This window comes from Mesorhizobium sp. P170090 (assembly GCF_057786115.1).
Window position 1 is genome coordinate 1,252,362 of record NZ_JBYNWH010000001.1, and the last position, 14,763, is coordinate 1,267,124.

The following is a 14,763-nucleotide window of genomic DNA, read 5'->3' on the forward strand; positions in this document are numbered from 1 at the left end:
CCAAGTAATCAGCCGCTTTGGCGGCAAATTCAGGACTTCCTCCACAGACTGGATCCGGGCCGCTATGGCCCGGATCCGACCGGCGCCTTACGCCGGACCGATTTGCGTTCGTTCGTTTCAGAATAACTTAAATCGGCGCAGAGCCACATCGCCAGGGCTGTTCAAGGCCCGGCCGATCATGCGCAGGGAAGAGGGACCCATGGCTGCTCAGATCTTATCGGCCATTTTTGTCATCATCATCGGCGTCGGCGGCTGCGTCGCCTATTTCTGGGGCGCCAACAAGCTGGTCGACCTGATATTCCCGTCGCGCGGCGTGGCCGGGGCTGCGGCCATCGACAATCTGCGCCGGCAAGGACTGGTCCGTCCGTGGCTGTTCGTCGGCCCGGCGATGATCATCCTCACCGTCTACCTGATCTATCCGGTGGTGGCGACGCTCTGGCTGTCCTTCCTCGACCGCGGCGGCCAGCATTTTGTCGGCTTCGCCAACTATGAATGGGCGTTCGGCGACCGCGAGTTCCGCAACTCGATCCTGAATAACATCATCTGGCTGGCGGTGGTGCCCGCCGCCTGCACCTTTCTAGGGTTGATAATCGCCGTGCTCACGGACAAGATCTGGTGGGGCACAATCGCCAAGAGCCTGATCTTCCTGCCGCTGGCGATCTCCTTCGTCGGCGCCAGCGTGATCTGGAAATTCATCTACGAATATCGCGGCGAGGGCCAGACGCAGATCGGCCTGCTCAACGCCATCATCCAGTATTTCGGCGGCCAGCCGCAGGTCTGGATATCGCTGCCGTTCTGGAACAATTTCTTCCTGATGATCATCCTGATCTGGATCCAGACCGGCTTTGCCATGGTCATCCTGTCTTCGGCATTGCGCGGCATCCCCGAAGAGACGCTTGAAGCCGCGGTCATCGACGGCGCCAATCCGTTCCAGATCTTCTGGAAGATCATGGTGCCGCAGATCTGGGGCACTATCGCCGTGGTCTGGACGACGATCACCATCCTGGTGCTGAAAGTGTTTGACATCGTGCTGACCATGACCAATGGCCAATGGAACAGCCAGGTGCTGGCCAATCTGATGTTCGACTGGATGTTCCGCGGCGGCGGCGATTTCGGCCGCGGCGCCACCATCGCCATCATCATCATGATCGCGGTCATCCCGATCATGGTCTGGAACATCCGCCAGGCGAACAAAGAGACGGGAGGACATTGAGATGGCCGTCGCGACCGGAAAGTCCTTTGCCAGCCGCTTCGGCGTCCACATCGCCGTGCTCGTCTTCGTCGCCATCTGGACCGTGCCGACGCTCGGCATCCTGGTCTCGTCGCTGCGCGACAAGGACCAGATCATCGCCTCGGGCTGGTGGAACTCGTTCTCCAGCTCCAGCCAGACCGAAGCCGGCCGCCTGCCGCCGGCCTCGGCGCAGGTCGAGAAGGACGGCAAGTTCGTGCTTGCCGGCAATATCTTCGGCGACGGTGCTGCGCGCAACATCAGCGCCTTCGGCGTGAAGTCGGCGGCACCGACGCAATATCCGGCCGGCACCACTGCCGATCTCGGCGACGGCGTGACCTTGCAGCTCAATGCCGACGGAACGTTCGTCATGAGTTCGCCCAAGGCTTTCGAAGGCGACCGTGGCCAGCGCGTCTATTACGCCTCGTCGGCGCCACCGAAATTCACCACCGACAATTACAAGACCGTGCTGTTTTCGGAGGGCATCGGCCGCTCGTTCATAAACTCGCTGACCGTCACCATCCCGGCGACGGTCATCCCGATCCTGATCGCCGCCTTCGCCGCCTATGCATTGGCGTGGATGCGTTTTCCCGGCCGCGCCTTGCTGATCGCCACAATCATCGGCCTGCTGGTCGTGCCGCTGCAGATGTCCTTGATCCCGCTTTTGAAGATCTACAACGGCGTCGGCATCTTCTTCGGTGTGCCGTCGAAAACCTATCTCGGCATCTGGCTGGCGCATACCGGCTTCGGCCTGCCCTTCGCCATCTATCTCCTGCGCAGCTATATTGCCGGCCTGCCGCGCGAGATCATGGAATCGGCGCGCATAGATGGCGCCAGCGATTTCGAAATCTTCGTCAAGATCGTGCTGCCGCTGTCCTTCCCGGTGCTGGCGTCCTTTGCAATCTTCCAGTTCCTGTGGGTGTGGAACGATTTGTTGGTGGCAATGGTTTTCCTCGGTACCGAAGGGGACCAGATCGTGCTGACCGCGAAGCTCAACGCGCTGCTCGGCTCGCGCGGCGGCGACTGGGAAATCCTGACGACATCGGCCTTCGTCACCATTATCGTGCCGCTGATCGTGTTCTTCTCGCTGCAGCGCTATTTCGTCCGCGGGCTGCTGGCCGGCTCGGTCAAAGGAGGTTGAGACTTATGCAAGCCGCTTTGAAGGCGACCTCGAAGCCCGATCTCGCCGTCGATCGCGACTGGTGGCGGGGCGCGGTGATCTACCAGATCTATCCGCGCTCCTATCAGGACTCCAATGGCGACGGCATCGGCGACCTCAAGGGCATCATCCGCAGGCTGCCCTACATCGCCTCGCTCGGCGTCGACGCCATCTGGATTTCGCCCTTCTTCAAGTCGCCGATGAAGGATTTCGGCTACGACGTCTCGGACTATTGCGACGTCGACCCGATGTTCGGGACGCTCGCCGATTTCGACGCGCTGGTTGCGGAAGCCCATCACCTCGGCCTCAAGGTGATGATCGACGAGGTGCTGTCGCACACCGCCGACAACCATCCATGGTTCAAGGAGAGCCGCGCCAGCCGTAGCAATCCCAAGGCCGACTGGTATGTCTGGGCCGACGCCAGGCCGGACGGCACGCCGCCCAACAACTGGCTGTCGATCTTCGGCGGCTCGGCCTGGCAGTGGGACACCAGCCGCCAGCAATATTATCTGCATAATTTCCTGTCCGAGCAGCCGGACCTCAACTTCCACAATCTGGAAGTCCAGGACGCGCTGCTCGACGTCACCCGCTTCTGGCTGGAGCGCGGCGTCGACGGCTTCCGCCTCGACACCATCAATTTCTACTTCCACAGCCAGGGGCTGGAGAACAATCCGCCGCTGCCGCCCGAAGAGCGCAACGACCAGACAGCACCTGCGGTCAATCCCTACAACTACCAGGACCATATCTACGACAAGAGCCGGCCGGAAAACCTTGCCTTCCTCGAACGGTTCCGGGCGCTGCTCGACGAATATCCGGCGGCCGCCGCGGTCGGCGAAGTCGGCGATTCGCAGCGTGGGCTGGAAGTGGTCGCCGCCTACACCGCCGGCGGCAAACGCGTCCACATGTGCTATTCCTTCGATTTCCTGGCGCCGGAAAAGATCAGCGCCGCCAAGGTGCGCCAGGTGCTGGAAGCCTTCGGCAAGGTCGCCAGCGACGGCTGGTCGTGCTGGGCCTTTTCCAACCACGACGTGATGCGTCCGGCCTCGCGCTGGGCCGCCGACGAGGCCGACCCGGCCGCCTATCTGAAGGTTATCTCGGCGCTGCTGATGTCGCTGCGCGGTTCGGTCTGCCTCTATCAGGGAGAGGAGCTTGGGCTGGGCGAAGCCGAGTTGCAGTTCGAGGATCTGCAGGACCCCTACGGCATTCGCTTCTGGCCCGAATTCAAGGGCCGCGACGGCTGCCGCACGCCGATGGTGTGGGATGCAACCGCCAGCAATGGCGGCTTTTCGACGGCCAAGCCCTGGCTGCCGGTGCCGGGCAAGCACTTGTCGCAAGCGGTCAATGTTCAGCAGGGCGACGCGGCCTCGCTGCTCGAGCACTACCGGCGCTTTCTCGGTTTCCGCCGCCAGCATCCGGCCCTGGCCAAAGGCGACATCGAGTTCATCGAAAGCGAGGGCGACACCGTCGCCTTCACCCGCCGTGAGGGCAATGAGCAGATCGTCTGCGTCTTCAATCTGGCCAGCAAGCCGGCCGAGGTCGATCTCGGTGGTCAGGCGCTGCTGCCATTGGCCGGGCACGGTTTTTCGGGACAATCCGGCACAGGTTCCATCCGCCTCGGCGGCTACGGCGCCTGGTTCGGGCGCATCGACTGAGTTTTTGACGAAACTGGATTTTTTGAGGAAATCCAGGTTCTCTAGGGAAATCACTGGGAGGAAATTATGGCCGATGTCACGCTGAGACAGGTGAAGAAATCATACGGCAATCTGCACATTCTCCACGGCATCGACCTCGACATAAAGTCGGGCGAGTTCATCGTCTTCGTCGGCCCGTCGGGTTGCGGCAAGTCGACCTTGCTGCGGTCCATCGCCGGGCTTGAGGAGATCACCTCCGGCGAGCTGAAGATCGCCGGCGAGGTGGTGAACGACGTGCCGCCTTCCAAGCGCGGCATTGCCATGGTGTTCCAGTCCTATGCGCTCTATCCGCACATGACCGTCTACGACAACATGGCCTTCTCGATGAAGATCGGCAAGGAAAGCAAGGCCGAGATCGACAAGCGGGTGCGGCAGGCCGCCGAAATCCTGCAGCTGACCAAATATCTCGACCGCCTGCCCAAGGCGATGTCGGGCGGCCAGCGCCAGCGTGTCGCCATCGGTCGCGCCATCGTGCGCAATCCGAAAGTGTTCCTGTTCGACGAGCCGCTGTCGAATCTCGACGCGGCGCTGCGCGTCGCCACCCGCATCGAGATCGCCAAGCTCAAGGAATCGATGCCTGCCACGACCATGATCTACGTCACCCACGATCAGGTCGAAGCGATGACGCTCGCCGACCGCATCGTCGTGCTGAAGGATGGCCATATCGAGCAGGTCGGCACGCCGATGGACCTCTACAAGAAGCCCGGCAATCTGTTCGTTGCCCAGTTCATCGGCTCGCCGGCCATGAACATCCTGCCGGCGACAATCGACAGGACGGGCAACCCGACAATCGTCAGCCATGTCGGCGGCCGCAAGGCCACGGTGCCGATTGCAACGCCGGCGTCAGCCAAGGGTGCGGCGGTCAGCTTCGGCGTGCGGCCGGAGGATTTGTCGGTCGCCACCGGCACGGAATATCTTTTCGAGGGCGTGGTGGACTATGTCGAGCAGCTCGGCGAGGTGCAGCTGGTCTATATCGATATCGGTCGCGCCGACCTGCCATTGGTGACCAAGCTGCCCGGCAATGTCGAGGTCAAGCGCGGGGCAAAGCTGCGGCTGACCGCGGATGCCGGGGACCTGCACATCTTCGACGCCGATGGGCACTCCTTCTCGCTCAAGCCGGTGGAAGTGAAGGCGGCTTGAGATAGCTGCGTCGTACAGGCATGAAAAAAGAGCGGCGGGCCAGGCCCGCCGCTCTTTTTTCAAGCTTCGGCTGTTAGTTGTTGCCGAACCGATCCCTGTCGCTGCTCTGAGGAACGAACTTCTGTTGGTCGTCCGACGAGTTCAGCAGCTTGTAGACCGCCGAGTTGGTGCCGGTCGATGAGGTGCGGGTGGTGTCGACGGCAGCGGCCGGCTGGTTGGCGCCATTGGAGCCATAATTGTCGCTGCCGGCAAAGGCAGCGCTCGAAATAGCCAGAAGGGCTGCGGTGGCAAGAACGATCTTCTTCATTTTAGTCTCCTGAATTTTTCTGATGTCGCCAGCTGCAGCGGATAAGCCCGCCGCGTGCTGGGAAACCGGCTTTTAACGGCCGAAAAGGTTACGGTCGGCACCGTGGGCAGGCGTCTGCTCGGTCGAAACCGACTTCTCAACCGAAGCGGTGTGGCCGCTGTCGGTCCACGTAACCGCTGGCTGGTTGGCGCCGTTGGAACCGTAGTTGTCGCTGCCGGCGAAAGCGCTGCCGGAGATGGCCAAAACGGCGGCGGCAGCAAGGATGAGCTTTTTCATTTTCAAACACTCCTGAATTTTTTGGGATCCGAGAGCGACGGGTTAGCCGCTCTCCTTTGGTCGGGATCAGCGATTGCCGTAGAGGTCGCGGTCGGCGCCCTGAACGACAGGCTGCTTGTCAGCGTGCGCCGGCTTCTGAATGGAAGCCGTATACGAGCTGTCGACCGAGACGGCTGGCTGGTTCGCACCATTGGAACCGTAATTGTCGCTACCGGCGAAGGCGCTGCCGGTGATCGCCAAAACGGCTGCGGCAGTGAGGATGATCTTTTTCATTTTTAGTACTCCAGTTTGTCTGTCCGTCTAGCGGCGTGTCTTGGGAGGAATTCGCGTCGTTCGGACAGCCCCGATGTGGGAAAGCCATAGGCTGGTTTCCAATCACGAAGTTGTTCCGTGTGGACCACGGTCCTGCACCTTGAAATTGTGCCAGGAAGTTCCTTCATGGCTGTTTACTGTATTGTTTTCAGTTGCTTATGTCGAACCGAGTGGTTCGCTCCGGTGTCGGTTTCCGGGCCGTCGTTCACACCGTCCTGCACGCATTGTCAACAGAAACGAACCGTTCGGTTCGATTAGAGATTGCTAATAGTAACTTTTCGATACCGTTGAGCCCTTTTTGCCCCCGATCGGAACTGGATCCGCAGCAATTCGAAACGGCGATGATGGCGCCGCAAGACAGGATCTCAGCCCTTCGGTGGTCGGCGGGGCGTATGCCGCGCGTGTCGCGCCGCATGGATATGATGTCGCTTTCATGCCGACGTCGCGATCGCTGCCGTGATTAGATGATCGCATCTCAGGTGCCGCTTCGTGACGACGCAGCGGAGAATTGGGAAGCCGGTCAGAATCCGGCGCTGCCCCCGCAACGGTGGTGGAGTTGAAGTCGCAACGGGAGACCACTGGGCAAGAGCCTGGGAAGGTGTCGCGATGGTCCGCAAGGACAACTCCAGAGCCCGGAAACCAGCCCGAGATGCCTAGACTCGACTGATCGCGGTGGGCGGTCAAGAGGTGGATAGTGCATGTCCGGAGCCGCGCCGGCCTGCGTCCGATCCTTCCTCCATCACCACCAAGTTCAGTCCTTAAACCACGAGGACAGAACTATGGATACGCGCAACGACATGCTGAGGCTCCTGAACGGCCGCAAGCAAGGCTTTTCGCTGGAACAGCCCTTCTACACCGACCCGGACTATTTCAAGCTCGACATGGAGCTCATCTGGTATCGGGACTGGCTGTTCATCGGCCATGATTGCGAACTGCCGAAGCCCGGCAGCTATATCACCGTGCAGATCGGCGATTATCCGGTGGTGCTGGTCCGCGACCAGAAGGGCAACATCAACGCCTTTCACAATTCCTGCCGCCATCGCGGCAGCCGTGTCTGCAACACTGAGAAGGGCATGGCGGCAAAGCTTGTCTGCCCTTATCACCAGTGGACCTACGAGCTTGACGGCCGGCTGCTGTTTGCCCGCCAGATGGCCGACGGTTTCGACAAGAGCCAGTTCGGCCTGAAGCCCGTCGCCTGCGAGAGCGTCGGCGGCTACATCTTCATCTGCCTGGCGAAAGAACCTGCCGACTTTGCCCCGATGCGCGCCATGATAGAGCCCTACCTCAAGCCGCACCGGCTGAATGAAGCCAAGGTCGCCTTCGAGAGCACCATCATCGAGAAGGGCAACTGGAAGCTGGTCTGGGAAAACAACCGCGAATGCTATCACTGCGCCGGCAATCATCCAGAGCTGTGCAAGACATTCCCCGAAGCGCCGACGGTGACCGGCGTGCAGGGCGCCGACAGCGATCCGGAGATGCTGGCGCACTGGGCGAAATGCGAGGCGGCGGGCCTGCCGAGCAAGTTCCGCATCGATCCGGCCGGGCAATACCGCGCCACCCGCGCGCCGCTGCTGCGCGATGCCGTCAGCTACACGATGTCGGGAAAGCGCGCGGTGACGAAGAACCTGTCCGACACTGTTGCCGCCGACCGCATCGGCACCTTGATGCACTACCACTATCCGACGACCTGGAACCACATACTGATCGACCATGCGGTCACCTTCCGGGTGCTGCCGATCAGCGCCACGCAAACCGCGGTGACGACCAAGTGGCTGGTGCACAAGGATGCGGTCGAGGGCGTCGACTACAACCTTGAGGAGCTCACCCATGTCTGGACCGAGACCAACGACCAGGACCGCCGCATCGTCGAGGAAAACGCCTTCGGCATCCTGTCGCCGGCCTATGAGCCCGGCCCCTATTCGGAGCTGCATGAGGGCGGCGTGATCCAGTTCGTCGAATGGTACGCGGCCTTCATCGGCCCGCGCCTTGCCGAAGGCGGCCGGCCGGCGCTGCGCAGCGTCGCGTGAACTGGAGCAGGCGAAGAGGGACCAGAGGATGAATGCGATGACGGATCTTGGGCTCTATCGCCATCTCGACCAGATGGCGCCGTGGAACGATAGGCTGCAGGTGCTGGAAGTGATCGGCGTCAGCGACGAGGCGCCCGACGTCAAGACCTTCACCTTCCGCTCCGACAACCAGACCTGGTTCCGCTACAAGCCGGGCCAGTTCCTGACGCTGGAACTGCCGACACCGGACGGGCCGCTGATGCGCACCTATACGCTGTCGTCGTCGCCATCGCGGCCGTTTTCGATCGCGGTGACGGTCAAGGCGCAGGCCGGCAGCATCGGCACGCGCTGGATGTTCGACCATCTGGTGCCCGGTTCGCATGTCAAGGCCTACGGACCGGCCGGCGACTTCTCGTTGCACAGCCACCCGGCGGCCAAATACCTGTTCATTTCCGCCGGCTCCGGCGTGACGCCGATGATCTCGATGCTGCGCTGGCTGAACGACTGCGCGCCATGGACCGATGTCGGTTTCGTCAACTGCGCGCGGCGTGCCGAAGAGATCATCTTCCGCAAGGAACTCGAACTGCTCGGCGGCCATATGCCCGGCCTGTCGCTCGGCTTCATGATCGAGGAACGTTCCAGCCGCGAAGGCTGGTACGGCCATATGGGCCGCATCGATGCGATCCGGCTGCCCTTGCTGGCTCCGGACTTCCGCGAGCGCGAAATCTTCTGCTGCGGCCCCGATCCGTTCATGCGCGCCGTGCGCGGCATGCTGGATGCCGCCGGCTTCGACATGACGAAATACCATCAGGAGAGCTTTGCCGCGCCTGTGGTGGAGGAAATTCCGGCGCCGTTTGCCTCCCCGGTCGAGGACGGCATCGCTGCACCTGTCGAAGCCGTGACGCCGATCCGCTTCTCGCTTTCGGAGGTCGACGCCGGCTGCGTCGCCGGCCAGACCGTGCTGCAGACCGCGCGCAGCTCGGGCGTGCGGATTCCCGCCGCCTGCGAGTTCGGCCTGTGCGGCACCTGCAAGGTGAAGAAGGTCTCCGGCGAAGTCGAGATGAGCCACAATGGCGGCATCCTCGACCACGAGATCGATGACGGTTTTATCCTTGCCTGCTGCTCGAAACCATTGTCGGCGCTCGAAATCGAGGCTTGAGCCGGTCGACTTCGCCGCAACGGTCGCCGACGCAGGCGTTGTATTCGCGGGTCTTTGTCTTGCCAACCAACGGCCAAGTGATTTAGACGCACTTAGGAAGGGCTTGGCAGACCGTGAAGCTGGCGCATCCCTTCAGGGCGCATGGGACGGGGGACACAGCGATGCAACAGCGGGTCTACGCGGTCGCAAGCAAGGACATCGTTTTCGAATCATTCGATGGCGAAGCCGTCGTTCTCGATCTTTCGAACGGCAAGTATTTCGGCTTTTCCGATTCCGGCAGCCGGGTCTGGCAGGCTTTGTCGTCCGGCGTCGCCACTGAAGCGCTGGTCGGAGCTGCCGCGGGCGCCGCAAAAATAAGCCTGGCCGACCTCGAAAGCTTCGTTGCCCGACTGCTCGATTTCGGGTTGCTTGCGCCAGCCGAAACACCGGCACAACCGCTTTCGGGCGAGCTGTCGTCTGCGCTTGCTGCCAGCAATGAGCCGCTCAAGGTCGATGTCCATGACGACCTTGCCGATCTCATCATTGTCGACCCGATCCATGAGGTCGAGGAACCTCTCGGCTGGCCGGCGGTGAAACAGGCATAATCGTTTCCCTAAAGCGCGTCGCGTTTGAACGGACTCAGGCGACGCGGTTTAGATCTTTGATTTCATGCATGTCGTCGTCTCAAAACCGGGGCCACCCCGAGCGACATGCATCAGGCGACCCGGCGCAATTCTGGACGCTGAACAACCAACACATGCCTTTGATCACGCTGCAAACCCTGCCGGATTATGCCCGCCATGTGCTGGCGGCCGCGGAAAGCGCCGCCGCCTTCTATCCCGTTACCGCCGGCGTGCGGTTGCCGGGACTGGAGCTGAGTGTCCACCTCGACCATGGCACGCTGGCGGAAGCCATGAGCCATGCCTTCATACCGGCCCCGGAAAATCCGTCTGCATCTGACGGCTGCCGCATTTTCGTCGCCCACCCGGGCATCGATGGCGTCCCCGCCCCGGGCACCTGGGGCCGAGGCGATTATAACCATCATGCCTTTGCCAACCGGCTGGAAGAGGCCGGATTGCGCGGCAGCTACTATCATGACCTCGATTTCTGGCAGTTCCATGATCCGCAACGCCATGTCGGGGCGCAGCTGATGATGGCGGCCGAGGCCTTTCCGCCATGGGAACAGGCGGCGCCGCTGCGCGCCTTCCTGCATTGGGAATATGCGGCGCGCGGCATGCGGCTTACCCATGCCGGCACGCTGGGCATCGATGGCAAGGGCGTGCTGCTGGCGGGCTCTGGCGGAGCCGGCAAATCGGGAACGGTCGTCGCCGGCCTGCTCAATGGGCTCGATAGCGTCGGCGACGACTATGTGCTGATCGACCGGACCGGGGGGGTGACGGCCTATCCGCTGTTTGCCACGCTCAAGCAGGATCCGGAGGGCTTCAAGCGGCTGAAGCTGGAGGAGCGGCTAAAGTCGTACCAACCGCTGAACTGGCAAGGCAAGCATGCCTTTCACATCAACGAGATCGCGCCTCGACCAACTCCTCCAAGTCTGGACATTATTGCTTTGATAGTGCCCCATATCAGGGGAGGTGCGAGAAGCTCGGTCATGCCCATATCGCGCAAGGATGCCATGATCGCCCTGGCGCCGTCAGGAATCGTGCAGATGCCGGGCGAGCGGGAAGCGGGCTTTCGCTTTTTCAGCGAGCTTACCCGCGATCTGCCATGCTACCGGCTGTCGCTGGGGACCGAGCCGCGCGAGATCGCCGGCACGATTGCGGATTTCGTCCTTCGGGGCTCCGCATGAAGTTGAGCGTCATCGTGCCGGTCTGCAATCGGGAGATCTATGTCGTTTCGACGTTGCGGTCCCTGCTCAGGCAACGCGACGATGCCGATCTCGATATCATCGTTGTCGACGATGGCTCGACGGACAGCTCCGTTGAAGCAGTCCGCGCCATCATGCGGGAAGCGTCGTGCATCCGCCTGTTCCAGCAGGCAAACCAGGGCGTGGCCAACGCGCGCAACACAGGGCTGAGGCAGTTGCTGCCGCAAACCGAACTGGTGTCGTTCCTGGATTCGGACGACGTCTCGCCGGCTGGACGATTCAAGGCTGGCCTACCCCTGTTCGCGGCCGACCCTGCGCTCGAGCTGACCTACTCGCTGATGACGCGCGTCGATCTCATGGACGACGAAACCCTGCAGCCGGCACCGGGCGGCGCAGGTCCCACCGTGCGCGGCGTCAGCCTTAGCGCCGGGATATTCCGCAGGGCACTCATCGACCGTACCGGTGCTTTCGACGAGGAGTTCCGGCAGGGCGAAGACGCCGACTATCTGCTGCGCATTTTCGAAACCAGCCCGAAGCACATTTTTCCTGACACCGTCGCGGTATACTACCGGCGCCACCCCGGCAATTTGACCAAGCAAAGGGATGTGGCGGTGCGCGAATATCTGCGTGTGATTCAGAAATCCTTGCGGCGGCGCAAGGCCGATCCGTCGCGGCGCCCGGTCGAGGGGCTTTTCGAGATCAAGCGCCCGGCAGAGTGGTGAAAGAATGAATAGATCACAGCCTGGAATGCGTGCGTGAAGCTGAGCGTGATCATGCCGGTCTACAACCGCGAACGCCATGTCGGCTCGGCGCTGCGCTCGCTGCTGAGGCAGCGCGATGCCGCCGATCTCGACATCATCGTTATCGATGACGGTTCGACCGACAGTTCGGTGGCGGTCGTGCGCTCGCTGATCGCGGAGGCGCCGTGCATTCGCCTTTTCCAGCAGCAGAATGCCGGGGTGACGCGGGCACGCAACGCGGGCTTGCGGCAATTGCTGCCGCAGACCGGGCTGGTATCGTTTCTCGATTCCGACGACATTTCCCCGCCGGGCCGCTTCAAGGCGGATCTGACCTGTTTCGACGCAGACCCCACCCTCGAGCTCACCTATTCGCGCATGACGCTGGTCGACGACATAGATGACGATACGCTGGAGCCGACAGCCGACAGCCACTCGATGACGGTTCGCGGCATTCACCTGTCTCCCGCTATCTTCGTCCGGCGGTTGGTCGAACGCATCGGCAGCTTCGACGAGGATTTCCACCAGGCCGAGGACACCGACTATCTGCTGCGCACTTTCGAAAGCGGTCCGAAATTCACGATGCCCGACACTGTTGCGCTCTATTACCGGCGCCATCCCGGCAACATGACCAGGCAGGCCGATGTTCCTTTTCGCGAATTCATGCGCGCCGTCTACAAGTCGATGAAACGGCGCGAGGCCGACCGCTCCTTGCACCCTGTCGACGGCATCTTCGATTTCAAGGAACTTGCGAATTGGCGTTTCCTGTGATGGCCAGCTACGGCGTCGTCATTCCGGCCTTCAACGCGACCGCCACCATCGCCGAGACGCTGCGATCGGTCGCGGCCCAGACGGTCCAGCCCGACGCCATAATCGTCGTCGATGACGGCTCGACCGACGATACGGTCGCGGTGGTCAATTCGCTGGGCATGCCGGTGCAGGTGTTGCGCCAGGACAATGCCGGACCAGGCAGCGCCACCACCAGGGGCATCGCCGCGCTGGCGACGCCCTTCGTCGCCACGCTCGATGCGGACGATCTGTGGCTGCCGACCAAGATCGAAAGGCAGCTGGAGCATTTCGAGCGGTTTCCCGCGACGGCAGGAGTCTTTGCCCACTGGCGGACGTTTCGCGATGACAAGCCCGATGTGCAACAGGACGTGGCCGTGGCGGGCTGGTCGCGCACGACGATGATGATCCGCCGGGAGGTAGCCGAGGCCGTCGGTCCGATCATCGACCCGCAAGGCGGTCGCGGCGACATGGTCGACTGGATCGCCCGTGTCCGCGAGGCGGGCTTTGCGCTTGCCATGCTCGACGATGTCCTAACCTTGCGCCGCATCCGGCCCGACAGCATGTCCTATGGACGCGACCCCGTGCGCGACCGCGGTTATGTCGAAGTCGTAAGGCTGGCCATGCAAAGGCGAGCAGCGAAAAAGGCGAGCGCCGACTGATGGCCAATGCCATGCGCCGTATCGGCCGTCGGTTTCCGGACTATGGTTGGTCATGGCCCACTGGCGGCCTCGACCAGTTGCTGAAGGCCGCATTGCTCCCCGATGAAGAGGCGGCCGGGGCCTATGCGGCGCGCTGGCTCGACGAGAACGATATCGACCATGCTGCTTTCCGCGAGCATCGGCTGCTGGCCGCGATCTCCGACAGGTTCGGCCGCAAGCTCGCTGGGCATCCGGCCTATCCACGTCTTGTCGGCCTGCAAAAGATGCTGTGGACCAAATCGCGACTGGCTGCGCGCGAGGCCGAGCCGGCGCTACAGGCCATGATCGACGCCGGCTGCGCGGTGATGCTTATCAAAGGCGCCAGCCGCATCGCCGTCAACGCGTCGGCGCAGCGCGGCCGGGTGGCGCATGACATCGACATACTGGTGCGCCCGCAGGCCATGATTGCCGCCTTCGATGTGCTTAGCGAACGCGACTGGCAGATCGCCACCGGCGTCAGTCCGCAATATCTGCGCACCAGGCTGGCGTCCTTGCGTTCGATGAATTTTTTCAAGGGCAGTTTCGGCGACATCGACCTGCACCAGCTCGCTTATGACGGGTCGCAGCAAAGCGCGGAAGATGATCTGGCGATCTGGCAGCGGGCGCTGTCAGCCGATTTCAATGGCGTCCGCGTGCTTGTTCCCTCTCCGGCCGACCGCATGGCGCTCGCCATCGCACATGGCGGCCTCGATGCCCACACCCACAGCGACTGGCTGGTCGACTGCGCCGTCGCCATCGAGGGCGACGAGGTCGACTGGGACGTGTTCGCCGATATCGTCGCCAGGCGCCACCTGGCCGTAGCCGCGGCGGTGGCGCTGTCCTACCTCAGCCTGGAAATCGGCATTGCAGTGCCGCCGGCTGAACTGGCACGGACGGTTGCGAACGCCGATCACGCCGGCCTGTCGCGCTGGTCCTCGGTGCTGCAGGCCAAGCCGCGCACCGATTTCGGCGGTCTCGTCTGGCTGTCGCGCGGCTTTGCCAAGCAGTTGCGCCTGAAACGCAAGAAGGGCCGACTGCAGCATCCGACGCCTGCTGCCGTCTGGCGCGGCAGGCCGACATTGCGCAAGGCAAGAGCGACGCCGGAACCGTCCGCGCTTTCTCAGGCCCTGCCGCGTCCGGACAGGACTGGAGAGATGATGCTGGACGTCACCGTCAGGATCGTCGTTCCGCCAGTCCGCCGCCGCATCGAGATGGAAATCAATGCCGGCAGCGGTCACGTCGCCCGCTTGCGTTCCATGGTGATCAGCCGCGCCGGCGGCGGACGTGTGCTGCGCTTTCGCGGCAAGGTAACGGTGGACGACACCGGCCGGCCTCTGGTGATCGAGGCACGGCCATCGCGCCAGTTCCGCAACTGGGACAATGAGGCCGAAGTCGCCGCCTATGGCGCGCTGCCGTTCCAATTGCTGTCGGCAAGGTTTTCACCCGCCTGAGAGCGGGTCGCTGTCTCCATGAAACGG

At 62.5% G+C, this 14,763-nt stretch carries 15 protein-coding genes and 1 riboswitch; of the genes, 12 read left to right on the plus strand and 3 right to left on the minus strand.

Annotation, left to right across the window (positions count from 1 at the left end):
- Positions 1 to 199 precede the first annotated feature (199 nt).
- The 4 genes from AC3EML_RS06235 to AC3EML_RS06250 all read left to right on the plus strand — a co-directional run bounded on the left by AC3EML_RS06235 (position 200) and on the right by AC3EML_RS06250 (position 5,218).
- On the plus strand, positions 200 to 1,213 hold the full coding sequence (locus AC3EML_RS06235) for a carbohydrate ABC transporter permease (RefSeq protein ID WP_023668891.1): 1,014 nt from the start codon (positions 200 to 202) through the stop codon (positions 1,211 to 1,213).
- Position 1,214: 1 nt separating this feature from the next.
- Positions 1,215 to 2,369: a carbohydrate ABC transporter permease gene (locus AC3EML_RS06240; RefSeq protein WP_023715517.1), complete on the plus strand. Its 1,155-nt coding sequence runs from the start codon at positions 1,215 to 1,217 to the stop codon at positions 2,367 to 2,369.
- A 5-nt stretch (positions 2,370 to 2,374) separates the two neighbouring features.
- Positions 2,375 to 4,039 (plus strand): beta-galactosidase BglA, encoded by a 1,665-nt coding sequence (bglA, locus tag AC3EML_RS06245; protein WP_352521751.1) that lies wholly within the window; start codon positions 2,375 to 2,377, stop codon positions 4,037 to 4,039.
- 66 nt (positions 4,040 to 4,105) lie between these two features.
- Positions 4,106 to 5,218, plus strand: coding sequence for an ABC transporter ATP-binding protein (locus AC3EML_RS06250; RefSeq protein ID WP_352511116.1), 1,113 nt, complete (start codon positions 4,106 to 4,108; stop codon positions 5,216 to 5,218).
- A 73-nt stretch (positions 5,219 to 5,291) separates the two neighbouring features.
- On the opposite strand, the gene AC3EML_RS06255 is transcribed toward AC3EML_RS06250, so the two are convergent.
- From AC3EML_RS06255 to AC3EML_RS06265, 3 genes are all read right to left on the minus strand, one after another.
- Entirely contained in the window at positions 5,292 to 5,525 is a 234-nt protein-coding gene (locus AC3EML_RS06255; RefSeq protein WP_023690257.1) for a DUF680 domain-containing protein, read from the minus strand.
- 72 nt (positions 5,526 to 5,597) lie between these two features.
- Entirely contained in the window at positions 5,598 to 5,801 is a 204-nt protein-coding gene (locus tag AC3EML_RS06260; RefSeq protein WP_352521750.1) for a DUF680 domain-containing protein, read from the minus strand.
- Positions 5,802 to 5,867: 66 nt separating this feature from the next.
- Positions 5,868 to 6,074, minus strand: coding sequence for a DUF680 domain-containing protein (locus AC3EML_RS06265; RefSeq protein ID WP_023668885.1), 207 nt, complete (start codon positions 6,072 to 6,074; stop codon positions 5,868 to 5,870).
- 499 nt (positions 6,075 to 6,573) lie between these two features.
- Positions 6,574 to 6,775: riboswitch (cobalamin riboswitch) on the plus strand.
- Between the two features lie 117 nt (positions 6,776 to 6,892).
- Between AC3EML_RS06265 and AC3EML_RS06270 the strand changes: the two genes are divergently transcribed.
- The 8 genes from AC3EML_RS06270 to AC3EML_RS06305 all read left to right on the plus strand — a co-directional run bounded on the left by AC3EML_RS06270 (position 6,893) and on the right by AC3EML_RS06305 (position 14,736).
- Positions 6,893 to 8,140, plus strand: coding sequence for an aromatic ring-hydroxylating oxygenase subunit alpha (locus AC3EML_RS06270; protein ID WP_023715520.1), 1,248 nt, complete (start codon positions 6,893 to 6,895; stop codon positions 8,138 to 8,140).
- Positions 8,141 to 8,177: 37 nt separating this feature from the next.
- On the plus strand, positions 8,178 to 9,278 hold the full coding sequence (locus AC3EML_RS06275) for an FAD-binding oxidoreductase (RefSeq protein ID WP_352521749.1): 1,101 nt from the start codon (positions 8,178 to 8,180) through the stop codon (positions 9,276 to 9,278).
- 161 nt (positions 9,279 to 9,439) lie between these two features.
- Positions 9,440 to 9,862: a PqqD family protein gene (locus tag AC3EML_RS06280; protein WP_023696905.1), complete on the plus strand. Its 423-nt coding sequence runs from the start codon at positions 9,440 to 9,442 to the stop codon at positions 9,860 to 9,862.
- A 152-nt stretch (positions 9,863 to 10,014) separates the two neighbouring features.
- Complete coding sequence (locus AC3EML_RS06285; protein WP_352521748.1) at positions 10,015 to 11,064, plus strand: serine kinase; 1,050 nt, start codon at positions 10,015 to 10,017, stop codon at positions 11,062 to 11,064.
- Positions 11,061 to 11,804, plus strand: a complete 744-nt coding sequence (locus AC3EML_RS06290) for a glycosyltransferase family 2 protein (RefSeq protein WP_352521747.1) — start codon at positions 11,061 to 11,063, stop codon at positions 11,802 to 11,804. The genes AC3EML_RS06285 and AC3EML_RS06290 overlap by 4 nt, the downstream gene beginning before the upstream one ends.
- Before the next feature lie 33 nt (positions 11,805 to 11,837).
- The gene (locus AC3EML_RS06295) at positions 11,838 to 12,590 is read left to right on the plus strand and encodes a glycosyltransferase family 2 protein (protein ID WP_023668879.1); all 753 of its coding nucleotides are present in this window, start codon (positions 11,838 to 11,840) and stop codon (positions 12,588 to 12,590) included.
- The gene (locus AC3EML_RS06300; protein ID WP_245260271.1) at positions 12,575 to 13,267 is read left to right on the plus strand and encodes a glycosyltransferase family 2 protein; all 693 of its coding nucleotides are present in this window, start codon (positions 12,575 to 12,577) and stop codon (positions 13,265 to 13,267) included. Before AC3EML_RS06295 ends, AC3EML_RS06300 begins: the two co-directional genes overlap by 16 nt.
- Entirely contained in the window at positions 13,267 to 14,736 is a 1,470-nt protein-coding gene (locus AC3EML_RS06305) for a nucleotidyltransferase family protein (RefSeq protein ID WP_352521746.1), read from the plus strand. The genes AC3EML_RS06300 and AC3EML_RS06305 overlap by 1 nt, the downstream gene beginning before the upstream one ends.
- The last annotated feature ends 27 nt before the right edge of the window (positions 14,737 to 14,763 follow it).